This is a genomic window from Limnohabitans sp. JirII-31 (genome assembly GCF_002778315.1).
Classification (GTDB): domain Bacteria; phylum Pseudomonadota; class Gammaproteobacteria; order Burkholderiales; family Burkholderiaceae_C; genus Limnohabitans.
In genome coordinates, this window is record NZ_NESA01000012.1 from 26,600 (window position 1) to 50,691 (window position 24,092).

Consider the following 24,092-nt stretch of genomic DNA (forward strand, 5'->3'; position numbering starts at 1 on the left):
TGAAAAAGAAAAGTTCAGCTGAGCGCGAATTCACGCGCCAGCAGTTCATATGAGCGGCGCTGTGCCGCCGGGTCGTGGGTCCAGGTGATCAGCACCACCTCGTCAACTTGCAAACGCTCAGCCAAGGCGCGCAGCTTGGCGGCCACCTGAGGGGCACTGCCGACCAAGGCGTTGGCACGCATCTCGGCCAAGGCCACTTGCTCGGGGGGGGTGTAGTCACGCAGGGCTTGATCGGGCGGCAAGATGGGGCCAATGCGTCCCGCATTGCGGTCCATGCGCCAGCGCGCACGGCTTTGAAACAGCGCCCAAGCCTCGTCTTCGGTGTCGGCGGCCAAGGCCCACACACACACGGTGGCATGTGGTTGGGCCATGCCCTCGGAGGCACGGAAATTGGCACGGTACAAACGCAGTGCGGCGTCAGCCCCTTGTCCGTCGGTGATGAAGTAGGCAAAGGCATAGGGCAAGCTCAGATGGGCGGCCAGTTGCGCGCCGTAGTCCGAGCTGCCCAGCATCCACACCGCAGGTGAGGTCGGGCCACTCGGGTAGGCAAACACACCATGCCCTGGATGTCCCGCGGGAATGGGCTGTCCGGTCACCCAGGCTTGCAGCTCCAAGACCTGTTGCGGAAAGTTGTCTGAGGCATGACGGTCGGGGTTGAGCAATTGGGCGGTGCGCCCGTCGCTGCCCGGCGCGCGGCCCACGCCCAGGTCGATGCGCCCGGGCGCCAAGGCGTCGAGCACACGAAATTGTTCAGCTACTTTGAGCGGCGCATAGTGCGGCAGCATGACCCCCGCAGACCCCAAGCGAATGCGCGTGGTGCGCGCCGCAATGGCGGCCATCAGCACTTCAGGTGCGGTGCCGACGATGCTGGGATGGCTGTGGTGTTCGCTGACCCAAAATCGGTGGTAACCCCAGGCTTCGCACAGGCTTGCGAGCTCCAAGGTTTGGCGAATGGCTGTGTCTTGATGGCGGCCTGCAGCCGCAGCGGATTGGTCGAGGACAGATAGTTTGAGCACGGGGCGTAGCTTACCCGCAGCGACAAATGCAGGCTGTCACCCAGGCTTTAGCCACGCGCTGCTGCGGCCTGTGCTTCTTGCAAGGCGCGCCACATCACTTTGCCACTGCCGCTCTTGGGCAAGACATCGACAAATTGGACTTGGGTGGGCGCTTTGTAAACCGCCATGTGCTCGCGACACCAGGCAATGATGTCTTGCTCACTCACCAAGCCGTGGTGGCTGGCACGCAGCACCACCACGGCTTTGACGGTTTCGCCGCGGTAGCTGTCACGCGCCGAGATGATGCATGCCTCTTGGATGGCGGGGTGCTTGAACATCAAGGCCTCCACCTCGGCAGGCCAGACCTTGAAGCCCGAGGCATTGATCATGCGTTTGAGACGGTCGGTGATGAAGAAGTAGCCGTCTTCGTCCACCCGCCCCAAGTCACCCGAGCGAAAGAAACGTTTGCCGTCGAGCACAAAGAACGCAGCAGCGGTGGCCTCAGGTTGCTTCCAATAGCCGTTGAACACTTCGGGGCCATGAATGACGATTTCCCCGGACTCGCCCTGCGGCAACTCTTGCAAGGTTTCGGGGTCGACGATGCGTGCATCGGTGCTCATGAACGGAATGCCCAAGCACTGCTGCTTGGGTGCGTCGGGCGGGTTGTTGTGTGAGGGTGCTGCGGTTTCGGTCAAGCCGTAGCCCTCGCTGTAACGCAAGCCGTATAACTCATACAAGCGCTGCGCCACCGCTTGCGGCATGGCAGCGCCACCACCGCCAATATGGACCAAGCTTTTCAAATTGAATTTGTCAAAGTTGGGACTGCCCAACAAGTCAATCACCATGGTAGGAATATTGGTCCAGTGGGTGATCTGCCATTTGGAGATCAAGCGCCCAGCCAGCTCGCGGTCCCAGCGCGGCATGAGCACCAATGTCGCCCCCAGATAAATGCCCGAATGCATGACGCTGGTCATGCCGGTGATGTGAAACATCGGAACCACCAACAACCCCACGTTTTCGTGGGTGCTGCCACTCCAAATCGCCGTCGCCATGGCGTTGTGCATGATGCTGCGGTGCGGGTGCATGCAGCCCTTGGGCAAACCTGTGGTGCCACTGGTGTAGGGCAACACCGCCAAGTCATCGGGGCCAACCAGCAAGGGTCCCACTTTGTGGGCGCAAGCGAGTGCGTCTTGCCAGGTGTGGGCTTCTCCGCCATCTAATTCGGGCAGCGGGTGCTGGGTGAACAACCACGTGTGCCAAGCTTGGGGCGGCGCATCGTCGCCTGACACCTGGGTGTCAAAAGCATCGGCGAAATGCGTCACCACCAAATGCGCCAAACGGTGTTCTGCGGGCAATTGGTTGCTGGCATGGGCCAATTCAGCGGCCAAGTCAGCCGTGGTGATGGCCACGCGCGCATCGGGGTCGACGATGTAGTGTTTGAGTTCTTCCGCCCGGTTCATCGGGTTGACTGGCACCACCACGGCGTTGGCACGCAATATGGCGAAATGCGCAATCACCAATTGCGGGCAATTCTGCATGTTGAGCACCACCCGATCACCTTTTTGAACCCCCAAGTGTTGCAAGTGTGCGGCCAACCGCTCGGCCTGCGCCAACAAGTCGGCATAGCGCAAGGCTTGACCCAGAAATATCAAAGCCGTTTTATCGGGGTAGCGGCGAGCGCTAATGGCCAAGTTGTCCCAAAGCGAGGTGTGTGGAACAGAGATCGCATGCGGCAGGCGTGCCGGCCAAAAACAGTGGTGTGCTTTCATGCGGACAGATTAGCCTGTCCGACAAAGGGCGCCCATACGGGAAGGCCCTAGCGCTTGCTAAATTAAGCGCGACCGCGGCGGTTGATTTGACGCACCGACATCAAAGCGTCAAAAAAGCCATGCAACCAATCCAAGTCGATGGGTTTTTGCAGCAACTGCACACCATCTGGCAAGCCGCCTTTGGCTTGAACTTCTTTGGCGCTCATGCCTGTGATGGCCACGATCGCCATCGTCGAAAACAAGGCGTGCTCACTGAGTGTTTTCAAAAACTGAAACCCATCCACGTTGGGCATGCGTAAATCTGTCAGCAGCACTTGTGGTTGCAGGCTGGGCATGTCCAGCAAGGCTTCCATGGCGGATGAATACATCACGGCATCAATGGGCAAGCCCCATTTTTCAAAATTAGCTTGCAGCATGATGCGGGTGTTTTCGTCGTCCTCGACCACCAAAACACGCAGTCTGTCTTCGCCAGAAGTTGTCGAGGCAGGCGATAAGTTATGACGGCGTTGGTATTCTTGAATAGATTGCAAGGAAATGCGACGGTGTCCGCCTTGTGTTTTCCATGCACGCAAATCGTTTTTTTCGACCAATCCCTGTACAGTCCCAACCGATATTCCCAACACTTTGGCTGCATAACTCGTCCCACAGTAGCCGTCGTAAGGCTCTTTGATAGAGGTAATAGCCATGATCAATCCTTATTTGCCAAAAATGAAACTTACGTATTATTTTAAGACATTTTTTCATGTTTCGTGAATTCTAAATGGTATGAAAAATAATACTTTGACTCAAATTGATGGGGTCTTGGTCGGCCATTTCACCGATTCGCGTCGTCCCACAGGATGTACCGTGGTGCTGACGCCTGGGGGAGCCGTCGCTGGTGTTGATGTACGAGGGGCAGCGCCTGGGACACGCGAAACAGACTTGCTCTCGCCGAGCAATTGGGTACAGCATGTGCATGGCCTGGTCTTGAGTGGGGGCAGCGCTTATGGATTGGACGCTGCTGCGGGTGTCATGCAATGGCTCGAAGAACGGGGCCACGGTCTTGCCGTAGGCGCTGTACGGGTACCGATCGTCCCTGCTGCGGTGGTTTTTGATCTGCTGGTGGACGACTTTTCTCAGGGAGGCTCGCGCATTCGCCCAGATGCCCAAGCGGGTTACCAAGCCTGCGTTAATGCGAGCACTGCCCCTGTTGCACAAGGCAATGTGGGGGCAGGCGCCGGAGCCACGGTGGGCAAGATGAATGGACCGGACTGCGCCATGAAAGGCGGTGTGGGCAGCGCAGCGCTCACGGTCAACGGCATTACGGTCGCGGCCTTGGTGGTCTGCAATGCGCTGGGCGATGTGGTGGACCCACTCACGGGCCAACTGCTCGCAGGTGCGCGTCGTGCGCCCGACAGCCGCGAACTGCTAGACATCCGAACAGCTCAACTCTCTGGCCATGTGATGCCCCACGTGCCGATAGCAAGCAACACCACCATTGGCGTGGTAGCCACCGACGCAGTATTGACCAAACCACAAGCGCAGCGCTTGGCACAAGTAGCCCACGACGGCCTGGCGCGCAGCATTCGCCCTGTTCACACACCGCTCGACGGCGACACCTTGTTTGCCTTGGGCACTGGCACCAGCGGCCAAGCCGCCGACATGATGTTGCTGAGCACGCTGGCCGCAGAGGTCACTGCCATGGCGGTGGTGCAGGCGGTGAAAGCAGCCACCGAACTGCGACTGGGCCCGCACTGGTGGCCCGCCATGAAACCCTGAGCGCCATGAAAAAAGGCCCAGTTCCTAAGAACTGGGCCTTCTGCGCGAATCAGCAAAAGATTACTTCAATGCCTTGAAGCGCACACGCTTGGGCTTGGCACCCTCTTCACCGAGTCGCTTCTTCTTGTCGGCTTCGTACTCTTGGTAGTTGCCGTCAAAGAACACCCACTGGCTATCGCCTTCAGCAGCCAAGATATGGGTGGCAATGCGATCCAGGAACCATCGGTCGTGGCTGATCACCATCACCGAACCAGCAAACTCCAGCAGCGCATCTTCCAGCGCACGCAAAGTCTCCACGTCCAAGTCGTTCGAAGGCTCGTCCAGCAGCAACACGTTGCCGCCCTCGATCAAGGTCTTGGCCAAGTGCAAACGACCGCGCTCGCCCCCTGACAACATGCCCACTTTCTTTTGCTGGTCACCCCCGTTGAAGTTGAAGCGACCGCAGTAAGCGCGGCTGGGCATCTGGAACTTACCCACAGTCAGAATGTCTAAGCCACCTGAGATGTCTTCCCACACGGTTTTGTCGTCGTTCAAGTCATCGCGCGTCTGGTCCACAAAGGCCATCTTCACGGTTTGACCCACTTTGACTTCGCCACTGTCAGGCTTTTCTTTGCCCGCAATCAGCTTGAACAAGGTCGACTTACCGGCTCCGTTGGGACCAATGATGCCCACGATGGCACCCGCTGGTACTTGGAAGCTCAAGTTGTCGATCAACACACGGTCGCCAAAGGACTTGCTGACGTTCTTGAACTCGAACACCTCATTGCCCAAACGTTCGGCCACGGGAATAAAAATCTCTTGGGTCTCGTTGCGTTTTTGGTATTCGTAATCAGACAGCTCTTCAAAGCGCGCCAAACGTGCCTTGCTCTTGGCTTGGCGACCCTTGGGGTTTTGACGTGACCACTCCAACTCTTTCTTCATGGCTTTGGCACGCGCATCTTCGGTACGGTTTTCTTGCGCCAAACGGGCTTCTTTTTGCTCCAACCAAGTGGAGTAATTGCCTTTGTACGGAATGCCGTGGCCACGGTCGAGCTCCAAAATCCACTCGGCGGCGTTGTCCAGGAAGTAGCGGTCGTGGGTAATGGCCACCACCGTGCCAGGGAAACGGGCCAAGAACTGCTCCAGCCAGTCCACCGACTCGGCGTCCAAGTGGTTGGTAGGTTCGTCAAGCAACAACATGTCGGGCTTGGACAGCAACAAGCGGCACAAAGCCACGCGACGCTTTTCACCGCCAGACAGCTTGCCAATGATGGCCTCCCATGGGGGCAAACGCAACGCATCAGCCGCGATGTCCAACAAATGGTCTGAGCCGTCCCCGGCCCCCGAGGCAGCGATGATGGCTTCGAGTTTGGCTTGTTCAGCGGCCAAAGCGTCAAAGTCGGCGTCTTCTTCCGCGTAGGCGGCGTACACCTCCTCCAGACGTGCCTGGGCTTCTTTGACTTCGCCCATGCCGCTCTCGACCGATTGACGCACGGTGTGCTCAGGATCGAGTTGCGGCTCTTGTGGCAGGTATCCAATTTTCAAGCCGGCCATCGGGATGGCTTCGCCTTCGATTTCCGTGTCGATACCGGCCATGATTTTCAGCAGGGTCGACTTGCCCGAGCCGTTCAAACCCAGCACGCCAATCTTGGCACCCGGGAAGAAGCTGAGGGAAATGTCTTTCAAAATCTGACGCTTGGGCGGCACGATCTTGCCGACACGGTTCATAGAGAAAACGTACTGAGCCATGTGTTGTTCTTTCGGGGGGTCGCAATTGCAATAAAGGCGTGATTATCCCCGCACTCCCGATCCGTGCCACAATAGAGCTGTTGTCGCCGCCAGTTGCCACAACATCAGCACTTCTGCTGGAGCCTGCTCCAAACACCTCTGTTTGTGATCTCAAATGCTCACCTTGTAAATATTGCCGACCTTTGACTGGGTGGCCTTCGGGCCAAGCGGGTTGGTGTCATGCGCTCTGACATGGGCGCTCCATCATGAACTTTGAAGAATTGAATTTGGCTCCGGCCATCCTGAAAGCCGTAGTCGAACAGGGCTACGAAACCCCCACCCCCATCCAAGCCCAGGCCATTCCAGCCGTGCTCGCAGGCCACGACCTGTTGGCAGGTGCCCAAACCGGCACTGGCAAAACTGCCGCCTTCACCTTGCCCATGCTGCACAAGCTCACCATGAGCCGCAGCACGGAGAACAAGTTTGGCGTCTACGGTGTGCGTGCCTTGGTGCTCACCCCCACGCGAGAGCTGGCAGCGCAGGTGGAAGAGTCCATCCGCACCTACGGCAAATACTTGCAGCTCACCTCCACCGTCATCTTTGGCGGCGTGGGCATGAACCCACAAGTCGCACGCATCAAAAAAGGGGTGGACATTTTGGTGGCCACACCTGGTCGTTTGCTTGACTTGCAGCAGCAAGGCATGTTGGACCTGTCCACCGTGCAGATGTTGGTCCTCGATGAGGCCGACCGCATGCTCGACATGGGCTTTATCCATGACGTGAAAAAAATCTTGGCCCTGGTGCCCAAAGACAAACAGAGCTTGTTGTTCTCGGCCACTTTCAGCGACGAAATTCGTGAACTGGCCAATGGCTTGCTCAAGAACCCACAAAGCATTCAGGTCACGCCCAGCAACACCACGGTGCAACGCATCACGCAAGTGGTACACCCAGTGGGTCGTGGCAAGAAAAAGGCCTTGCTGGCGCACATCATCAACGAACACAACTGGAGCCAGGTGCTGGTGTTCACACGCACCAAATTTGGCGCCAACAACGTGGCCGAGTTTTTGACCAAAAACGGCATCAGCGCCATGGCGCTGCATGGCAACAAGAGTCAGACTGCACGCACCCAGGCCCTGGCAGGTTTCAAAAGCGGTGACATCCGTGCTTTGGTGGCCACCGACATTGCCGCACGCGGCATCGACATCGACGAGTTGCCACACGTGGTGAACTACGAAATCCCCAACATCAGCGAAGACTATGTGCACCGCATTGGCCGTACCGGTCGTGCAGGTTCGAGTGGCGAAGCCGTGAGCCTGGTGTCCTTGGACGAAGAAGGCTTCATGAAAGACATTGAGCACTTCACCAAGCAACAAGTACCGGTTGTGATGGTCGAAGGTTTCGGGCCCGAGCCCGATGAAAAAGCCGAACCCATCGCCATGGGTCGTCAAACTCTGTGGGGTGGTTTGGGCAAACCCCCAGGCCGAGATGTGATGGCAGCCGCGGCCAAAGCAGCGCGCAATGAAATGATGCAACGCATCCGTGACACCAAAGGCGCGTCAGGCGGTGGTGGTGGTGGACGCGGTGGTCGTGGCCCAGCACCTCGCGGTGAAGGCGGCGACAGCGAAGGCCGTGCCCCACGCCCCAATGGCCATGTGAGCCGCGACCGTAACGGCGACCGCCCACCACGTGACGGCAACCGTCCACAAGGTCAAGGCCCACGCCCAGCACGCCAGTTTGACAACCGAGGTCCGCGCCAAGACGCACCACGCGCGCCGCGTGACCTAGAGCCACGCATGCCGCGTGACAACGAGGCACGTGCACCGCGTCGCGATGACGACGACTTCCAGCCCCGCGCCAACGCGCATTTGGGCACCCAAAGCGGTGTCAATGCCTTTGGCCACAAAACCCAAGGCGGCGGTCAACGCCAGCCCGACCCCACACGCACCAGCGTTGACCTCATGACCGAGCGCAAGCGCGGTGGCGGCGGCTTTGGTGGCGGCGGTGGCCGACGCAATGGTGGTGGTGGCGGTGGGGGTGGTCGCAGTGGCGGTGGTGGCGGCCGTTCAGGCGGTGGTGGCTACGGTGGTGGTGGCGGTTACGCACGCTAACCCCTGTGCACTCTGCAACCAAAAGCCCGCTGACGCGGGCTTTTTGCTGGGGCTCGTCACACCGTCAAGACTGACACTCTGGCACAGGCGTCAACAAGGGCTGCTTTTGATAGAAGGCCTTCAAGTTAGCCATCGCCAAATCGGCCATGGCGCGTCGTGTTTCTTGGGTGCCACTGGCCATGTGCGGCGTCAGCACCACATTGGGCAAGGTGCGCAACTCCGACGGAACCTTGGGCTCGTCCCAAAACACATCCAGACCAGCGCCCGCAATGGCCTTGTCCTTCAATGCCTGAATCAACACCGGTTGATCTACCACCGAGCCACGCGCCACGTTGATCAAATAACCCGTAGGACCCAAGGCCTGCAACACACTCGCACCGATCAAGTTTTTTGTGTGCTCACCGCCGGGCACAGCCACCACCAAAAAGTCAACCTCGGCGGCCAAAGCAGTGGCTGTTAAATAAAAGGGGTAGGTCAAATCAAGCTTGGCTTCTCGTCCGGTGTAGGACACCGTCATGTCAAAAGCCTCGGCCCGTTTGGCAATGGCGCGGCCAATGCGGCCCATACCCACCAATCCAAGGCGCGCGCCAGAAACTTTGCGCGTCAAAGGAAAGGGCTCATTCACCCAATCGCCGTTGCGCAAAAAACGATCGGCTTGTGGAATGCGACGCCCAATCGACAACATGAGCCCCAACGCCAAGTCAGCCACATCGTCGGTCAGCACCCCTGGCGTATGCGTCACCACAATGCCGCGCTCTTTGGCCGCTTCCACATCAATGCCGTCATAACCCACGCCAAATACGGAAATGATCTTCACGCCGGGCAACATCGACAACAACTTTCGATCCACCTTCGCATCGCCACCGCCCACCAGGGCCGTGACGCGTGACAGTGCGCCCGGGTCATTGATGTGGGCACGGTCGTGCACCACATAGTCTTTTTGCAGGTCGTTCATCATGAACACGGGCAAATTGGAGACTTGCATGATTTCTTGAGTCATGGTCTGAGCTTTCCATCTATCTTGTAATAAGCCTGACTTTACCCTTTGACACAGTCCCTGCGGCACTCCACTAACATCGGTGACCATGACATCTCCCATGCCCCCCCTTGAAGGCACGCCCTCCCTGGAGGTCACCGGCGCAGTCGCCACCCTCACACTGCGTCGACCGTCCCAGCGCAACAGCTTGACCGACGAAGACCTGCACATGTTGATGACGCATTTCGACGCCATCAACCACAACCCGGCCATCCAAGTCGTGGTCCTGCAAGCCAGCACCCACGGTCAAGACAAGCCCGTCTTCAGCGCAGGCTACAACGTGGGCGGCTTTGACAACGACGTCATGGCGCCCTTGTTTTTTGAAAAGATTCCCGAAGCCCTTGAGCGTTTGCGCCCCATCACCATTTGCGCACTCAACGGCAGCGTATACGGAGGCGCCACCGACCTGGTGCTGGCCTGCGACCTGCGCGTGGGCTTGTGCGGCATGAGTTGGCGCATGCCGGCTTGTGCTCTCGGGCTGCACTACTACCCCAGCGGGCTGCGGCGTTATGTGAGTCGCTTTGGTTTGAACGCCAGCAAGCGTGCCTTCTTGCTCGGACAGTCCTTGCGCTTTGAAGACCTGAAGGCGCTGGGCCTGTTTGAAACTTTGGCTGAGGCAGACCAACTTGACAGTGCGGTAACGCAACTGGTCCAAACGCTCACCCGCATGGCACCTTTGGCTTTGCAAGCCACCAAACAAAGTTTGAACGAAGTGGCTGCTGGCCTGTATTGCGAACCCGTGCTCAAAGAGCGGGCTCGCCAATCGGTGCACAGCAGTGACTTTTCCGAAGGCCGTGCTGCGTTCGCTGAGCGCCGCCCTCCAGTTTTCACAGGCCGTTGAAGGAGCGCCCATGACAACACCCACCGACACCTTGCAACAGTGGTTAGACCAAGAAGCTCTTGTGCGCAGCCTGATGCTGCCCCATGGCGTCACGCCGTTGGACGATGTGCGGCCACGCACGGGCTTAGAGCTGATTCAAGGCATGCTGCAAGGCCACACTCGGCCCGCCCCGTTTTCCAAGCTGCTGGATTTTTGGCTGGTCGAAGCCAGTGCAGGCCACGTCGCATTTCAAGGCGCGCCACATGCCGAATTTTTCAACCCCATGGGCACCGTGCATGGCGGCTGGTTTGCCACCCTGCTCGACTCTGCCATGGGCTGCGCGGTGCACACCCTGCTACCTGCTGGCCGTGGCTACACCACCTCGGGCCTGACCGTGAACTTGGTCAAAGCCCTCACGCCCAAAGTGCAGCGCGTGCGCGCCATTGGCAATGTGCTGCACAGCGGGCGTCAGATGGCCTCAGCCGAGGCCAGCTTGCTGGGCCCCGACGGCACGCTCTACGCCCATGCCACCACCACCTGTTTGATTTTTGACTTACCAGGACCCTCCCAACCATGAGACTCTTACACACCATGCTGCGCGTGGGCGACATGCAACGCTCGATTGACTTTTACACCCAAGCCATGGGCATGCAGTTGCTGCGCACCACCCAACGCCCAGACCAACATTACGACCTCGCCTTTGTAGGCTACGGTGGCAACCCCGACCAAGCTGAAATTGAGTTGACCTACAACTACGGCGTCACGTCTTACGACTTGGGCACCGCCTACGGCCACATTGCGATTGGCGTGTCGGACATCCGCGCCACCTGCGACAAGATCCGCCAAACCGGCGGCACCATCACACGCGAACCAGGTGCCGTCAAAGGCGGCAACACCATGATTGCCTTTGTGCAAGACCCCGATGGCTACAAGATTGAGCTGATCGAACGCGCAGAAGCGTAAGGGGCTTAAACCACCACAGTGGACATGAAAAAAGGGCCTTGCGGCCCTTTTTTGTTTGACGTGATGCGTTGACCGCGATCAAGCCTTTTTGGCGTAAGCCGAGCACCAGCCTTTGCCAGCGACTTGCTTGCCCGCAAACAGCGGGCAGCCACCGGCGGCCGCACCGGCTGCACCTTGGAACAGTGCGCAGTTGCTGCACATCTGACCTGTGGCGTACTTAGGCTGTTTGGCTTTGTCGACTTTGGTCGCATCGGCCTTGTATCCCAATGCGGTAGCTTGGGCGTCAGACTCAGCGACCATGGCTTGCGCTTGGGCGGCAGAGGCAAATGCAGCCACGCTGGTCGCGGCCACGGTTTGCAACATGAAAACACGGCGGTTGGTGGGGGTCTTGAATGCGTTGTTCATAGAGATCTTCGAATAGATAACCAGAAGATGCTGGCGTGCGCTATCTTAGCGGCTGGCATCGCGGCTTGCCATGGCTTTAGATCAACCCCGTCGCTTCAACAGCACTTCGGCCTGGCCCAACGCATCCAGCGTGTCGACATCCAACACACAGCCGGGGTCTGACAGCTCCAATCGCCAAGCACCGCGTTGGGCCACCACAGAACGCGCACCTTCGTCGCCTTGTAGAGCACGCAAAGCCGCTCCACAGCTGGCATCAAAACCTACCGGGTGTCCCTTCTTATCTTGATAAAAAGGCACCACCACCGGATGCTGCTTCAGTGCCTGCGCCACCACCAGCAGCGTGGCAGGTAAAACCAAGGGCAAGTCAGCAGGCAAGATCAACCAGCCCTGTGCATCGGCTGTGGCTGCCACCCCACAAGCAATGCTGTCGCCCATGCCGGGTTGCGCCAAATGCTGGGTGTGTTCGCGCTCTACGATGTGCCAGGGCAAGCCGCTGGCTTGCACGCTGCGCAACACGTGGTCACGCACCCGCTGCCCTGCCAGCGGTGCATCAAGCTTGTCCACTTGAGCGCCAGAGGCCTTGAAGCGCTCCCCCCGCCCTGCGGCGAGGATGAGCACCACCACCGACGCGGCCTGGTCACTCAAATGCTGCACAAGGTCTCGGTGGGGGCTGCGGCGCTGGCCTGTGCATGGGCCACGTTTTTCACCTGCACAATTTCGGCCACGATGGACACCGCAATCTCAGCCGGGGTTTGCGCACCAATCGCCAAACCCACTGGCCCATGCAACCGCGCCAAGGCCTCGGGCGACAAATCAAAGTGTTCGGCCAGCCGCTTTTTGCGCGCCTCTTGGTTGCGGCGCGATCCCAGGGCGCCGATGTAGAACGCGTTCGAGTTCAAGGCCTCCATCAAGGCCATGTCGTCGAGCTTGGGGTCGTGGGTGAGTGCCACGATGGCGGTGTGCGCATCGGGCACCAACTGCTGCACCACATCGTCGGGCATGCCCAGCACACGGGTCACGCCCTCAATGCCGAGCGTGGCGGCGTACTCTTCGCGCGGGTCGCACACCAACACCTCAAAGTCGAGCAAGCTGGCCATCTGTGCCACAGCCTGGCTGAGTTGGCCTGCACCAATCAACAGCAAGCGCCAGCGCGGACCAAACAAGGTGGTCAAGCTGCTGCCGTCAAACTGCAAAGTGTCGGTGCGCTGCGCGTCACGCAGCGTCACCTGACCCGTGGCCAAGGTCACGGTGCGCGCCACCAGCTGGTGGGCCGCTGTGCGTGCCAGCACGTCTTGAATCCATTGCACATCGGTGATGGGCTCTTGCACCAAACGCAAGGTGCCACCACAGGGCAGGCCAAAGCGTGCGGCCTCTTCTTTGCTCACACCGTAAGCCACCATCGACGGGTGCGACAAGGTGTCGTACTCACCGGCCTTGATGCGGGCGATCAAATCGTCTTCCACACATCCGCCCGACACCGAGCCACTGACCACCCCATCGTCACGCACGGCCAACAAGGCACCTGGAGGACGCGGGGCACTGCCCCAGGTCTCTACCACTGTGACCAGGGTGACGCGTCGACCCGCTTGTCGCCAAGCGAGCACATCACTCAACACGCGTAAGTCCAAACTTTCCATGGCAGTCTCATTTCTCTGAGTCAAATTCATCAACAGGGCCAGAGCATAAGCCGCTTGGGTAGGATGCGCAGTGGGCCTTGCCCTCACCTAGACCTTTGAGCTGTCACCTATGAAACAAATCGCCGACCTTCGCAAAAGCTATGAACGTGCCGAACTCAACGAATCGGCCTCTGCCGCCGACCCGATGCAGCAGTTTGACCTTTGGCTCAAAGAGGCCATTCAATCGGAAATCCCCGAACCCAACGCCATGACCTTGGCCACCGTGGGCGGGGACTTGCGCCCCAGCACACGCGTGGTGTTGATCAAAGGCTACGACGCGCGCGGCATTGTGTGGTTCACCAACTACCAAAGCCGCAAAGGCCAGCAACTCGCGGGCAACCCCTTTGCGGCCCTGCAATTCCATTGGGTCGAGTTGGAACGCGTGGTGCGCATCGAGGGCCGAGTGGAAAAAGTCAGCGACGAAGAAAGCGACGCCTACTTCCACAGCCGTCCACTCGACTCACGCCTTGGTGCCTGGGCCAGCCCACAAAGCCAGGTGATCGACGGACGCGGCACATTGGTGGCCAATGCCGCCAAATACGGGGCTCAGTTTTTGCTGCAACCGCCCCGCCCGCCGCACTGGGGGGGCTACCGCTTGGTGCCCGACCAGTGGGAGTTTTGGCAGGGGCGCAAAAGCCGCTTGCATGACCGCCTGCGCTACCGGCTCAACCCAGCCGCTAGCGTACCCAGCAGCAACTCAGCCAGCTGGGTGCGCGAGCGTTTGGCCCCTTAAAAACTGGCCTGTAAGCCCAGCTTCACACTGCGCCCGGCCAAAGGCGGGGCGTTGCTGCCCATGGTCTGCGTGAGCACCGAGGTGGACGAATACGCCAGTTGGTTGGTCAGGTTGTCGAGCTTGGCAAACAGCAACCAACGTGTGTTCGCCACACGGGTTTGGTAGTTCACCCCCGCATTCCACAAGGTGTAGCCCGCCGTGGTGACGTCGCCCGCCTCAGGCACGCGGTGTTGAGCACCGGCATGCGTGAACCCGAAGCGCGCGCCCCAAGCCTGATGTGCCCACACCCAGTCCGCACCCACCCGCATGGGTGCGATGCGCGGCAGGGGGCGGTTGTGCGTCAAGTCATCGGCACGCACAAAGTCAGCACGCAGCGCCAAGTCCATCGCGCCCCGGCTGGCATCGGCGCTCCATAAGGCTTGGCTGCCCCCCACCATGCGCAGCGAGGCGCTGGACTCCATCCCCACCAAGCGCGCGCGCACCCCTTCAAAGGCGTAGATGGGCAAGTTGTGTGTGGCATCGTTGCTGCCCGTCGCTTGCAAAGACAGGTAATTGGCAAAGTCCGACACAAAACCCGTCACCGAGGCCTTGTGCGGCCCGTATTTCCACTCGCCACCAACATCCCATTGCGTCGCCCGCTCCAGGGCGCTGTTGGCGTTGCCTACCTCAAACGTGCCGGTTGCCGTATGCGGGCCGTTGGCAAAGAGCTCGTAGTCTTTGGGCGCGCGCTGGCTCCAACTCAGGTGGCTGCTGAGTTGCCAACCGTTTTGCGCTTCACCCTGGCGCAAGTTGCGCATGCCGCCTACCGCCACACTGAACGGGCTGAAGCGTTTGTCCACCCCGGTGGTTTGGTTGCGCACAGCCACCGACTCGGCGCGTGCGCCTGCACTGAGCTGGCCCCAACCCGTGCTCAGCACCTGGTGGGTGAACACCGCGTTGCTCAGGGTGCGACTCGGCGGCACAAAGGCCTCGTCGCCCTGCACAGCCAGTTCATTGGCTTCACGCTGCACGCCCAGCACGCCTTGCAGCTGCATGCCGTTGGCCCAGCGTTGGGCATACGGCTTGGCCTCCAGGCGCAACTCATGTCCGCCATTGTCAAAACGCGTTCCGGTTGCAGAACCTGGGTATTCGGTGTGGCTGTAACGGGTGTGGCCCCATTGAAACTTGAGCGCTTGCAGCAGGTCCGCCGTATCACGCCACTCGCCCTCCATCACCTGGTGACGACGCAGCATGCCAATGGTCACATCCGACTCAGCCACCGTGCCATAGGTGCTGCGGTATTCACTGGCCGACAGCCCCAAGTAGCCGCGATCAAACAGCAAAGTGCCACCAGCGCCAGCGCCTTGTGCGTTGCTGGCCGAGTTGCACACCCGCCGCTGCGTGGTGGTCACACCATTGACGGTGCAGTCCATGAGCTTGGGCACCGACAGGTTGCGGGTGCTGCGGTCAAACGCATCCACATGCAGCACCCAGCGGTCATTGCCGGTCTCGACCATGGCCCCGGTGCTGCGTTCTTGGGCTGCGCCACCCGCACGCAACTCGGCCTTGCCCAGCGTGCCGCCTGTAGCATCGAAGCTGCGCTCACGCGCAATGCGGTTGTCAATGACATTGACCAGCCCCCCTACGGCACTGCTGCCATACAACAAGGTGGCAGGGCCGCGCAACACGTCAATCCGCTCGGTGGTGAGGGGGTCAATCGGCACCGCATGGTCAAAGCTCAAGCCTGACACGTCCATGTTGGCCCCGCCGTTTTGCAAGATCAGCAGTCGGTCCCCGTCCAAACCACGGATGACAGGCCGGCCCACGTTGGGGCCAAACGAGCTGTTGGCAATGCCCGGCAAGTTGTCCAACGTTTCGCCCAGGGTGCTGCCCTGGCGCTGCGCCAAAGCTGCGCCAGAGAGTTGCTGCACGGGGGCCGCCAAGCCCGCGTTGCTGAGCGGCTGGGCGGTGATGGTGACTTCTTGCAGTGGGGTGGTGAACGCTGACGGCGTTGCGCCAGATTGGGATTGCGCCCACACGGCACCCAGGCTGGCCCATGTGGCCACTGCCACAGCGCTGCGTTGAAAAAACAAATTCATGGAGAAGTGTTCCGCTGAAAAGAAATGACCACGCGGCGGCACACAGCCACACGCGCGAAGACGGGAGGTCAGTTCAAAACAGCGGGCGGCGCACGGGCCGAGAACAAACGCGCATGCAACCCAAAGCGCTCACGCAGTCGCCAGCGCAGCCATGCCGTGGGCACAGCGAAGGCCAACACACACGACCACGCAAAGCCTAGTGCGTCGTGACACAGTTGGTCGTAGAGCTGGCAATCGGCCGTGGTTTTGTGTTCACCAAACACCCAGCCCCAAGGCGCTGGGGTGGCCGCAGGGGACACGGCAGCTTCAGCTTGGCTGCCCTCGGCCATGGCCTGCGCGTGGACGAGCCCTGAATTGCTCGCATGCACAAAGCGGTGTGCCAGCCCCAACGATTGCGCCAACAGCACGAGCAAGGCCAAGACCAACAGGCCTTGACGCACACCCGCCTGCAAGCGCCAACGTTCAAGCATCGCGCACCTTGTCGGTGAAGGTGTGCAAAAACTTTTGCACCTTGGGTGCCACCACAAAGGCGCAATAGCCTTGGTTGGGGTGGTTGGCAAAGTAGTCCTGGTGGTAGTCCTCGGCCTGCGAGTAATTGCTCAGCGGCAGCACCTCGGTCACCACACGCCCTGACAGGTGCTGGTTGACTTCATCCACCACCTGCTGCGACACCGCACGGTCCGCCTCGTCATGAAAGTAAATCCCGCTGCGGTATTGGGTGCCCACGTCGTTGCCTTGGCGATTCAAGGTGGTGGGGTCGTGGATGACAAAGAAAATTTCCAGCAACTCACGCAAGCTGATCTGGCTGGGGTCATAACTGACTTGCACCACCTCGTTGTGGCCGGTGTTGCCCATGCACACTTGCTCGTAGCTCGGTTTCACCACGTGGCCATTGCAGTAGCCCGAGGTCACGGACAACACCCCTTTGACGCGGACAAACACTGCCTCGGTACACCAAAAGCATCCCCCTCCCAAGGTGATGACCTGGGTGGCGGGTGAAGACTGAGGGGGCGCAGATGGGGTGTTCATGGGGCGTCATCATATGATGCCCAGCCATGGACACCCTGCTCGCCCTCAAACCCCTCCTCACCACCCTGATCTTGCCCACGGCCAGCGGCCTGTTGCTGATGGCGCTGATGCTGCTATGGGCTTGGCGACGCCATGCGCACAAACGCCCATCCTCTGTACATCTGCCTGTGGCGGGCGGCTTGCTGACGTGCGCAGGTCTGTGGTTGCTGAGCTGCCCGGCGGTCGCCTTGTGGCTGTCCTTGCACCTGCTGCCACAAGTCAAGCCCGCCACGCCCGAGGCGTTGCTGCGTCACAAGGTGCAAGCCATTGTGGTGTTGGGTGGTGGCGTGGAACAACACGCGCCCGAGTACGACGGCCCCAACCTGCCCCCAGAGAGCATGGCACGTTTGCTCTACGGCATGCACTTGGCTCAAACCACCCACTTGCCGCTGGGCTATACCGGTGGCATTGGCTGGGCAGGTGCAGCCGATCAAACACCCGAGGCACAGGTGGCCGCTCACGTGCTGGCCCGCCTGCATGGCCCGGCGCTGCGCTGGCAAGAAAGCCTGTCGCGTGACACGCGTGAAAACGCACAGCTCACCGCTGCGCTGCTGCGACAAGATGGCGTCCAACGCATTGCGCTGGTCACCCACGCCTGGCACATGCCACGCAGCGTGCGACAGTTTGAAGCCGCAGGGCTTGATGTCACGCCCGCCCCCATGGGCTATGTCCACAGCGACTTGCAGCCCTTGCTGCAATGGTTGCCCCATGCTTTCGCACTGCGCGACAGCACCTCCATCTTGCGTGAATGGCTGGGTTTGCGATTGACGTGATGCGCTCCTCGCTGGATAACAGGCAAGTAAAGTAACGGACACTTTTGTCTGACTTGCGGTACATTACTAACCAAGTAGTCATTAGTAATATGCCCTCTTCCGCCCCCTCCGTTACCACCATGCCCGAGACCGTCCACAAGCGGGAACGGCGCAAAGAAGCGCGTCCCGGCGAGCTGTTGGATGCTGCACTGACCTTGTTTGTTGAAAAAGGATTTGCGGCAACACGGGTGGAAGAAGTCGCGTCTCACGCCGGGGTGTCCAAAGGCACCTTGTTTTTGTACTTTCCCACCAAAGAAGATTTGTTCAAGGCAGTGATTCGCGAAAACATCGCTCACCTGTTTCCCACCTGGAACGAAGAATTCAAAACCTTCACCGGCACCAGTGCCGAGATGCTGCGCTATGCCATGCAAGCGTGGTGGCACAAGATTGGCAACACCCCGGCCAGTGGCATCGCCAAATTGGTGATGAGCGAAGCAAGCAACTTCCCCGACATCGCGGCCTTTTACCAACAAGAAGTCATTCGCCCAGGCAATGCACTGATTCGTCAGATTTTGGAACGCGGGGTTGCGAGCGGTGAATTTCGCCCCATCGACCCGGACCAAGCGGTCTACACCGTCATCGCCCCCATGATTTTCTTGATGATGTGGAAGCACTCCATGGGTGCTTGCGCCACCTGCGTAGACATCGTCGATCCAGAAACCTTTATCCATTTGCAAGTCGACGTGTTGTTACACGGCATGACCTCACCGACACACACACCATGAATATCAAACCGCGCTGGATCGTGATGACTTTGCTTGTGCTGGCGCTGGCCGCAGGTGTGTGGCGCGCACTCTCGGCACGCCATCAACAGCAAGCGGCGGCGCAAACCCAGGCACCGGCCATCACCCAAATTGAGTTGGCCCAAAGCGATGTGTGGGTGGCTGAGCCACGGCTTATCACCCGTAGCTTGGCCGTCTCAGGCACCGTCAAGGCCTTGAACTACGCCGTCATCAAAGCGCGCGTGGCCGGCGAGCTCAAAGAGTTCAGCGTGCGCGAAGGGGATGTGGTCAAAGCCGGGCAAGTGCTGGCGCGCATCGACCCCACCGAATACCAACGCCGTTGGCTGCAAGCCAATGAACAAGCCCGCGCCGCCAAAGCCCAAATGGAGATTGCGCAACGTCAGTGGGACACCAACCAAGCCTTGGTCGACCAAGGCTTCATTGCCAAAACAGCGCTCGACAACTCCCTAGCCTCGTACCAAGGCGCGATAGCCACCCACCAAGCCGCCATCGCAGGTGCCGATGTGGCACTCAAGGCGCTGGATGACGCGGTGTTGTACGCGCCATTTGCAGGCGTGGTGGTCTTGCGCGCAACCCAGGCGGGTGAGCGGGTGAGCGTTGACGCCAAGGTGCTGGAACTGGTGGACCTCAGCCAACTGGAAGTCGAGGTGCCGCTCAGCCCCAGCGACTCGGTCGATGTGCACATCGGTCAAGTGGCCAAGCTGCAAGTCGAGGACCGTGACGACACCGTCACAGCCATCGTCAAACGCATCAGCCCCAGCGCGCAAGTGGGCAGCCGCAGCGTGTTGGCCTACCTCTCCATTGACCAGCCCCAAGGCTTGCGCCACGGCTTGTTTGCCAAAGGCCTGTTGGGCCTGCAACAAAGCCAAGTGCTGGCCATCCCCTTGTCAGCGGTGCGTACCGACCGTGCGCGTCCCTACGTGCAAGTGCTGGAGACGGTGAACCAACAACTGCGCGTCGCACACCAAATGGTCAACTTGGGGCTACACGGCACAGACGCGCGCAGCGCCAGCACCGAAACCTGGGTCGGCGTGGAGGGTCTGCCCACAGGCAGTACCGTGCTCAAAGGTCATGTGGGCACACTGCGCGAGGGGTTGGCGGTGAAGTTCACCTCCGAAGCGGCGACGTCAGCCACAGCGGCCAGCAGCGCACGCTCAACACAGTAAGCACGGCATGTGGTTCACCCAAGTCAGTTTGAAAAACCCGGTCTTCGCGACCATGGTCATGCTCGCTTTTGTGGTGCTGGGCTTGTTCTCGTACCAGCGGCTGCAAATCGACCAATTTCCCAACGTCGACTTTCCGGTGGTGGTGATCACCACGGAATATCCCGGTGCCTCGCCTGAAATTGTGGAGAGTGAAGTCAGCAAGAAGATCGAGGAAGGCGTCAACTCGATCGCTGGCATCAGCACGCTGACCTCGCGCAGCTACGAAGGCATGTCCGTGGTGGTGGTGGAGTTTCAACTCCACATCGATGGCCGCAAAGGGGCTGACGATGTGCGTGAAAAAGTAGCCAGCATTCGCCCCACCCTGCGCACCGACGTGAAAGAGCCCAAGGTCTTACGCTTTGACCCGGCCAGCCGGGCTATCTGGTCGCTGGCCGTGTTGCCCGCCAAGACCGCATCCGGCAACAACGCCGAAGCCTCCACCTCGGCTGTGGAGCTGACCAACTGGGCCGACCAAGTGCTCAAGAAGCGCCTAGAGAATGTGCGCGGCGTGGGCGCAGTGAACTTGGTGGGCGGCACCAAGCGCGAGATCAACCTCTACCTCAACCCGCAGGCCATGGAGTCACTGGGCGTCAGCGCCGATCAGGTGGTGAACGCCGTGCGCACCGAAAGCCAAGACCTGCCCGTGGGCTCGCTGCGGTCCTTGCAACAAGACCGCGTCATCCAGGTGCAAGGACGCATGCTGCGCCCTGAGGACTTTGGCCAAATCATCGTCGCGCGGCGCGGCACCACACCCATTCGTTTGTCGCAGGTGGCGCGTGTCAAAGATGGGGCGCAAGAAGTGGAGAGCTTGGCGCTGTACAACGGCCAACGCACCTTGCTGATGACGGTGCAAAAGGCCCAAGACGAAAACACCATCGATGTGATCGATGGCCTGAACAAAACCATCCAAGAGATGCGCAACCTGCTCCCACCAGGGGTGCGGCTTGAACCCGTACAAGACAGCGCACGGCCAATTCGCGTGGCGGTCAACAACGTGCGCGAAACCCTGCTTGAGGGTGCGCTGTTGACGGTGTTGATCGTGTTCTTGTTTTTGAACTCCTGGCGCTCCACCATCATCACGGGCTTGACCTTGCCGATTGCCATCATTGGCACGTTCCTGTTCATGTACATGCTGGGCTTCACCGTCAACATGATCACCCTGATGGCCTTGTCGCTGTGCGTGGGCTTGCTGATCGACGACGCCATCGTGGTGCGCGAGAACATCGTGCGCCATGTGCAAATGGGCAAAACGCCCTACCAAGCCGCCATGGACGGCACCCAAGAAATTGGCTTGGCGGTGCTGGCCACCACCTTGTCCATCGTGGCGGTGTTTTTGCCAATTGGCTTCATGGGCGGCATTGTCGGCAAGTTCTTCCACCAGTTCGGTCTGACCATCGTGGCGGCGGTGCTGATCTCGATGTTCGTGAGCTTCACGCTCGACCCCATGCTGTCGTCCATCTGGCACGACCCCAGCATCCATGCCCACGGGCAACATGGCAGCGCCAACTTCTACGACCGAACCTTGGGTCGCGTGACCGCCTGGTTCGAACGCAGCACCGACCGCTTGGGTGGGTTCTACCAACGCATTTTGCGTTGGTCGCTGGGTCATCGGCGAGCCACGGTTGGCTTGGCCGTCTTGACGTTTGTGGTCAGCATCTTCATGGTGCCGCTGCTGGGTACCGAGTTTGTGCCCAAGGCCGACTACTCCGAAACCTATGTGAACTTTTACACGCCCGTGGGATCGTCGCTGGAGGCCACCGAGGCCAAAGCGCAGCAAGTCGAAGCCATCATTCGCGAGTTTCCTGAAGTGCGCTACACCTTGGCCACCCTCAACACCGGGGTGGCCAACGGAAAAATTTACGCCAGCTTGTATGTGCGTTTGGTAGACCGTCATTTGCGCCAGCGCAATGTGGACGACATGTCCGCTGTGCTGCGCCGTCGCTTGCAACAAGTGCCTGGCATCACCGTGACCCATGCAGGCTTGCTCGACACCATGGGCGGCAACAAGCAAATCGAGTTTTCTTTGCTGGGCACCGACCTGCACGAGCTCGAACGCCTGAGCCAACAGGTGATGGACGCCGTGCGCCCCATTCCAGGCTTGGTCGATTTGGACTCCAGTCTCAAACCCGACAAGCCCACCATCGAAGTCAATGTGCAACGCGAAGCGGCCAGTGACCTAGGGCTGACCCTGGGCAGCATAGGCAGCCAATTGCGCACTTTGGTGGCGGGGCAAACCGTGACCAACTGGCGCGCTGACGATGACCAAACCTACGACGTCAACGTGCGTCTGGCGCCTTCCGCCCGCGTCACACCGCAAGACTTGCAACGTCTGCCGTTCACCGTGGGCAGCGCCGCCGATGGCAGCCCCCGCGTGGCACGCTTGAACCAAGTGGCACAGGTGTACGAGGGCACAGGCCCCAACCAAATCAACCGCCGCGACCTCAAGCGCGAAGTTGCCATCAACGCCAACGCTTACAACCGCTCCTCAGGCGAAGTCTCCAACGACATCCGCCGGGCCATGCAGGGCATTGCATTGCCTGCGGGTTACAGCTTTCAGTTCAGTGGCTCCACCAAGAGCATGCAAGAGTCTTTTGACTACGCCATCTCGGCGCTGGTGCTGGCGGTGGTGTTCATCTACATGATCTTGGCCAGCCAATTCAAAAGCTTTTTGCAACCCATGGCGCTCATGACCGCCCTGCCGCTGACCTTGATCGGTGTGGTGCTGGCCTTGCTGATGTTTGGCTCCAGCCTGTCCATGTTCTCGGTCATTGGCATGGTCATGCTCATGGGCTTGGTGACCAAGAACGCGATTTTGCTGGTCGACTTTGCCATTCGGGCACGTGAAGACCAGGTGCTCCCGGACGGTTCTGTCCAACCAGGCCTCAGCCGCCATGACGCCTTGCTGCGCGCCGCCGAAGTACGCTTGCGCCCTATTTTGATGACCACCCTGGCCATGATCTTTGGCATGGTGCCTCTGGCCTTCGCACTGTCCGAAGGGGCCGAACAGCGTGCCCCGATGGGCCAGGCGGTGATTGGTGGGGTCATCACCTCGTCCTTGTTGACTTTGGTGGTGGTGCCTGTGGTGTATTGCTACATGGACGACCTGGCTCAATGGTTGAAGCGCAGCTGGGCGTCAGTGGGCAGCAACCCTGACCGTTAAAATTGGGACATTGGCCCAGGCCGCTGTATCGATGTATTTGGAGTATTGAAATGAACCAAGAACAAGCCCGCTTCAACATGGTGGAGCAACAAATCCGCCCTTGGCAGGTGTTGGACACTGCGGCGCTGAAGGTGCTGTCACACCTTCAACGTGAACTGTTCGTGCCCCAGGCCTACCAAGCCCTGGCCTACACCGACACCGAAATTCCGCTAGGCCACGGACAAACCATGGTGCCACCACGTGTGGATGCCCGCTTGATGCATGACCTGCACCTCACTGGCAACGAAAAGGTCCTGGAAGTGGGCACCGGCAGCGGTTACCTCACCGCTTTGCTGGCAGGTCGTGCCCAACGCGTCATCAGCCTGGAAATCAACAGCGAACTGGCCGCTACCGCGCGTGCCAATTTGCAACGTGCTGGCGTGAGCAACGTGGAGGTGCGAGAGGCCGACGGTAGCCACGGCGCTGGTGCCGACGCGCCGTTTGACGCCATCGTCCTGGGCGGCTCGGTGGCGGAAGTGCCACAAGCTTTGTTGCAGCAACTCACCATCGGTGGCCGCTTGATCGCCATCGTCGGCACCGACCCCGTGATGTGCGCCACCCTGTTCACCCGCACGGCAGACACCAGCTGGCAAAGCAAAGCCCTGTGGGACACCACGGCCCCACGCTTGCAAGGTTTTGCCGAACCCACCCGCTTTCACTTTTAAGCACTACGCATGATTGACCACATCCAACCCGCGCAACTCAGCGCATGGATCACGGCACAAGCCGCTCAAGGTCCTGCGGTGGTCTTAGACGTGCGCGAGCCCTGGGAAGTACAAACCGCCAGCGTGGCGCCACAAGGGTTCGAGTTGCTCACTATCCCAATGAGCACCGTCCCTGTACGCCTGCAAGACTTGCCACGCGACCGCCCCATCGCCTGCTTGTGCCACCACGGCGCGCGCAGCATGCAGGTGGCGGCATTTTTAGCGCAACAAGGCTTTGACACCGTGGCCAACATCACCGGTGGCATTCACGCTTGGTCGTCGCAAGTCGACCCCTCTGTGCCGACATATTGAT

General features: G+C 59.9%; 23 protein-coding genes. 12 read left to right on the forward strand and 11 right to left on the reverse strand.

All coding sequences use genetic code 11. The annotated features are described in order from the left end of the window. Positions 1 to 14 precede the first annotated feature (14 nt). The 3 genes from B9Z41_RS13995 to B9Z41_RS14005 form a co-directional block, all read right to left on the reverse strand. Positions 15 to 1,016, reverse strand: coding sequence for an LLM class flavin-dependent oxidoreductase (locus B9Z41_RS13995; protein ID WP_100147695.1), 1,002 nt, complete (start codon positions 1,014 to 1,016; stop codon positions 15 to 17). Between the two features lie 47 nt (positions 1,017 to 1,063). After that, complete coding sequence (locus tag B9Z41_RS14000; protein WP_100147696.1) at positions 1,064 to 2,764, reverse strand: long-chain fatty acid--CoA ligase; 1,701 nt, start codon at positions 2,762 to 2,764, stop codon at positions 1,064 to 1,066. 62 nt (positions 2,765 to 2,826) lie between these two features. Then, the gene (locus B9Z41_RS14005; RefSeq protein ID WP_100147759.1) at positions 2,827 to 3,450 is read right to left on the reverse strand and encodes a response regulator; all 624 of its coding nucleotides are present in this window, start codon (positions 3,448 to 3,450) and stop codon (positions 2,827 to 2,829) included. Between the two features lie 79 nt (positions 3,451 to 3,529). On the opposite strand from B9Z41_RS14005, the gene B9Z41_RS14010 reads away from it, so the two are divergent. Beyond that, on the forward strand, positions 3,530 to 4,522 hold the full coding sequence (locus B9Z41_RS14010) for a P1 family peptidase (RefSeq protein ID WP_100147697.1): 993 nt from the start codon (positions 3,530 to 3,532) through the stop codon (positions 4,520 to 4,522). Positions 4,523 to 4,582: 60 nt separating this feature from the next. On the opposite strand, the gene ettA is transcribed toward B9Z41_RS14010, so the two are convergent. Next, the gene (ettA, locus tag B9Z41_RS14015) at positions 4,583 to 6,250 is read right to left on the reverse strand and encodes an energy-dependent translational throttle protein EttA (protein ID WP_100147698.1); all 1,668 of its coding nucleotides are present in this window, start codon (positions 6,248 to 6,250) and stop codon (positions 4,583 to 4,585) included. 245 nt (positions 6,251 to 6,495) lie between these two features. On the opposite strand from ettA, the gene B9Z41_RS14020 reads away from it, so the two are divergent. Next, positions 6,496 to 8,337, forward strand: a complete 1,842-nt coding sequence (locus tag B9Z41_RS14020; RefSeq protein WP_100147699.1) for a DEAD/DEAH box helicase — start codon at positions 6,496 to 6,498, stop codon at positions 8,335 to 8,337. 64 nt (positions 8,338 to 8,401) lie between these two features. Here B9Z41_RS14020 and B9Z41_RS14025 read toward each other — a convergent pair whose 3' ends face one another. Further along, positions 8,402 to 9,337 (reverse strand): 2-hydroxyacid dehydrogenase, encoded by a 936-nt coding sequence (locus B9Z41_RS14025; protein WP_100147700.1) that lies wholly within the window; start codon positions 9,335 to 9,337, stop codon positions 8,402 to 8,404. A 97-nt stretch (positions 9,338 to 9,434) separates the two neighbouring features. Here B9Z41_RS14025 and B9Z41_RS14030 point away from each other — a divergent pair, with 97 nt between their 5' ends. Genes B9Z41_RS14030 through gloA form a run of 3 tightly spaced genes read left to right on the forward strand, consistent with a single transcriptional unit; the run spans position 9,435 to position 11,156 of the window. Continuing rightward, positions 9,435 to 10,214: an enoyl-CoA hydratase/isomerase family protein gene (locus B9Z41_RS14030; RefSeq protein ID WP_100147760.1), complete on the forward strand. Its 780-nt coding sequence runs from the start codon at positions 9,435 to 9,437 to the stop codon at positions 10,212 to 10,214. Positions 10,215 to 10,224: 10 nt separating this feature from the next. After that, positions 10,225 to 10,770 (forward strand): PaaI family thioesterase, encoded by a 546-nt coding sequence (locus B9Z41_RS14035; RefSeq protein WP_100147701.1) that lies wholly within the window; start codon positions 10,225 to 10,227, stop codon positions 10,768 to 10,770. Next, complete coding sequence (gene gloA / locus B9Z41_RS14040; RefSeq protein WP_100147702.1) at positions 10,767 to 11,156, forward strand: lactoylglutathione lyase; 390 nt, start codon at positions 10,767 to 10,769, stop codon at positions 11,154 to 11,156. The genes B9Z41_RS14035 and gloA overlap by 4 nt, the downstream gene beginning before the upstream one ends. A 78-nt stretch (positions 11,157 to 11,234) precedes the next feature. Here the strand turns inward: gloA and B9Z41_RS14045 are convergent, their stop codons facing one another. The 3 genes from B9Z41_RS14045 to B9Z41_RS14055 all read right to left on the reverse strand — a co-directional run bounded on the left by B9Z41_RS14045 (position 11,235) and on the right by B9Z41_RS14055 (position 13,198). Then, positions 11,235 to 11,519, reverse strand: coding sequence for a high-potential iron-sulfur protein (locus tag B9Z41_RS14045; RefSeq protein WP_100147761.1), 285 nt, complete (start codon positions 11,517 to 11,519; stop codon positions 11,235 to 11,237). Between the two features lie 123 nt (positions 11,520 to 11,642). Continuing rightward, complete coding sequence (locus tag B9Z41_RS14050; RefSeq protein WP_233202698.1) at positions 11,643 to 12,215, reverse strand: NTP transferase domain-containing protein; 573 nt, start codon at positions 12,213 to 12,215, stop codon at positions 11,643 to 11,645. Then, positions 12,203 to 13,198 (reverse strand): XdhC family protein, encoded by a 996-nt coding sequence (locus tag B9Z41_RS14055; protein WP_100147704.1) that lies wholly within the window; start codon positions 13,196 to 13,198, stop codon positions 12,203 to 12,205. Before B9Z41_RS14055 ends, B9Z41_RS14050 begins: the two co-directional genes overlap by 13 nt. Positions 13,199 to 13,307: 109 nt before the next feature. Here B9Z41_RS14055 and pdxH point away from each other — a divergent pair, with 109 nt between their 5' ends. Then, entirely contained in the window at positions 13,308 to 13,970 is a 663-nt protein-coding gene (gene pdxH / locus B9Z41_RS14060; RefSeq protein ID WP_100147705.1) for a pyridoxamine 5'-phosphate oxidase, read from the forward strand. On the opposite strand, the gene B9Z41_RS14065 is transcribed toward pdxH, so the two are convergent. The 3 genes from B9Z41_RS14065 to msrA all read right to left on the reverse strand — a co-directional run bounded on the left by B9Z41_RS14065 (position 13,967) and on the right by msrA (position 17,077). Further along, entirely contained in the window at positions 13,967 to 16,048 is a 2,082-nt protein-coding gene (locus B9Z41_RS14065; protein ID WP_100147706.1) for a TonB-dependent receptor, read from the reverse strand. The genes pdxH and B9Z41_RS14065 overlap by 4 nt on opposite strands. A 68-nt stretch (positions 16,049 to 16,116) precedes the next feature. Further along, a complete protein-coding gene (locus B9Z41_RS14070) occupies positions 16,117 to 16,518 on the reverse strand; it encodes a hypothetical protein (RefSeq protein ID WP_100147707.1) in 402 nt (133 codons plus the stop codon). After that, positions 16,511 to 17,077: a peptide-methionine (S)-S-oxide reductase MsrA gene (gene msrA / locus B9Z41_RS14075; RefSeq protein WP_100147708.1), complete on the reverse strand. Its 567-nt coding sequence runs from the start codon at positions 17,075 to 17,077 to the stop codon at positions 16,511 to 16,513. Before msrA ends, B9Z41_RS14070 begins: the two co-directional genes overlap by 8 nt. Before the next feature lie 26 nt (positions 17,078 to 17,103). Here msrA and B9Z41_RS14080 point away from each other — a divergent pair, with 26 nt between their 5' ends. The 6 genes from B9Z41_RS14080 (at position 17,104) to B9Z41_RS14105 (ending at position 24,091) form a co-directional block, all read left to right on the forward strand. Then, positions 17,104 to 17,889 (forward strand): YdcF family protein, encoded by a 786-nt coding sequence (locus tag B9Z41_RS14080; protein WP_100147709.1) that lies wholly within the window; start codon positions 17,104 to 17,106, stop codon positions 17,887 to 17,889. Positions 17,890 to 18,008: 119 nt separating this feature from the next. After that, entirely contained in the window at positions 18,009 to 18,653 is a 645-nt protein-coding gene (locus B9Z41_RS14085) for a TetR/AcrR family transcriptional regulator (RefSeq protein WP_233202699.1), read from the forward strand. Next, positions 18,650 to 19,837 (forward strand): efflux RND transporter periplasmic adaptor subunit, encoded by a 1,188-nt coding sequence (locus tag B9Z41_RS14090; RefSeq protein ID WP_100147711.1) that lies wholly within the window; start codon positions 18,650 to 18,652, stop codon positions 19,835 to 19,837. The genes B9Z41_RS14085 and B9Z41_RS14090 overlap by 4 nt, the downstream gene beginning before the upstream one ends. 7 nt (positions 19,838 to 19,844) lie before the next feature. After that, entirely contained in the window at positions 19,845 to 23,036 is a 3,192-nt protein-coding gene (locus tag B9Z41_RS14095) for an efflux RND transporter permease subunit (protein WP_100147712.1), read from the forward strand. Positions 23,037 to 23,086: 50 nt separating this feature from the next. Further along, the gene (locus B9Z41_RS14100) at positions 23,087 to 23,740 is read left to right on the forward strand and encodes a protein-L-isoaspartate O-methyltransferase (RefSeq protein ID WP_100147713.1); all 654 of its coding nucleotides are present in this window, start codon (positions 23,087 to 23,089) and stop codon (positions 23,738 to 23,740) included. Positions 23,741 to 23,749: 9 nt separating this feature from the next. Beyond that, the gene (locus B9Z41_RS14105) at positions 23,750 to 24,091 is read left to right on the forward strand and encodes a rhodanese-like domain-containing protein (RefSeq protein WP_100147714.1); all 342 of its coding nucleotides are present in this window, start codon (positions 23,750 to 23,752) and stop codon (positions 24,089 to 24,091) included. The last annotated feature ends 1 nt before the right edge of the window (position 24,092 follow it).

Coding starts and splice junctions, on each gene's coding strand:
- B9Z41_RS14105 (WP_100147714.1), top strand. CDS start 23,750: ATGATTGACCACATCCAACCCGCGCAACTCAGCGCATGGATCACGGCA.
- B9Z41_RS14010 (WP_100147697.1), top strand. CDS start 3,530: ATGAAAAATAATACTTTGACTCAAATTGATGGGGTCTTGGTCGGCCAT.
- B9Z41_RS14090 (WP_100147711.1), top strand. CDS start 18,650: ATGAATATCAAACCGCGCTGGATCGTGATGACTTTGCTTGTGCTGGCG.
- B9Z41_RS14000 (WP_100147696.1), bottom strand. CDS start 2,764: ATGAAAGCACACCACTGTTTTTGGCCGGCACGCCTGCCGCATGCGATC.
- B9Z41_RS14035 (WP_100147701.1), top strand. CDS start 10,225: ATGACAACACCCACCGACACCTTGCAACAGTGGTTAGACCAAGAAGCT.
- B9Z41_RS14030 (WP_100147760.1), top strand. CDS start 9,435: ATGCCCCCCCTTGAAGGCACGCCCTCCCTGGAGGTCACCGGCGCAGTC.
- B9Z41_RS14095 (WP_100147712.1), top strand. CDS start 19,845: ATGTGGTTCACCCAAGTCAGTTTGAAAAACCCGGTCTTCGCGACCATG.
- B9Z41_RS14055 (WP_100147704.1), bottom strand. CDS start 13,198: ATGGAAAGTTTGGACTTACGCGTGTTGAGTGATGTGCTCGCTTGGCGA.
- gloA (WP_100147702.1), top strand. CDS start 10,767: ATGAGACTCTTACACACCATGCTGCGCGTGGGCGACATGCAACGCTCG.
- B9Z41_RS14005 (WP_100147759.1), bottom strand. CDS start 3,450: ATGGCTATTACCTCTATCAAAGAGCCTTACGACGGCTACTGTGGGACG.
- pdxH (WP_100147705.1), top strand. CDS start 13,308: ATGAAACAAATCGCCGACCTTCGCAAAAGCTATGAACGTGCCGAACTC.
- B9Z41_RS14025 (WP_100147700.1), bottom strand. CDS start 9,337: ATGACTCAAGAAATCATGCAAGTCTCCAATTTGCCCGTGTTCATGATG.
- B9Z41_RS14065 (WP_100147706.1), bottom strand. CDS start 16,048: ATGAATTTGTTTTTTCAACGCAGCGCTGTGGCAGTGGCCACATGGGCC.
- B9Z41_RS14045 (WP_100147761.1), bottom strand. CDS start 11,519: ATGTTGCAAACCGTGGCCGCGACCAGCGTGGCTGCATTTGCCTCTGCC.
- ettA (WP_100147698.1), bottom strand. CDS start 6,250: ATGGCTCAGTACGTTTTCTCTATGAACCGTGTCGGCAAGATCGTGCCG.
- B9Z41_RS14085 (WP_233202699.1), top strand. CDS start 18,009: ATGCCCGAGACCGTCCACAAGCGGGAACGGCGCAAAGAAGCGCGTCCC.
- B9Z41_RS14080 (WP_100147709.1), top strand. CDS start 17,104: ATGGACACCCTGCTCGCCCTCAAACCCCTCCTCACCACCCTGATCTTG.
- msrA (WP_100147708.1), bottom strand. CDS start 17,077: ATGAACACCCCATCTGCGCCCCCTCAGTCTTCACCCGCCACCCAGGTC.
- B9Z41_RS14070 (WP_100147707.1), bottom strand. CDS start 16,518: ATGCTTGAACGTTGGCGCTTGCAGGCGGGTGTGCGTCAAGGCCTGTTG.
- B9Z41_RS14100 (WP_100147713.1), top strand. CDS start 23,087: ATGAACCAAGAACAAGCCCGCTTCAACATGGTGGAGCAACAAATCCGC.
- B9Z41_RS14020 (WP_100147699.1), top strand. CDS start 6,496: ATGAACTTTGAAGAATTGAATTTGGCTCCGGCCATCCTGAAAGCCGTA.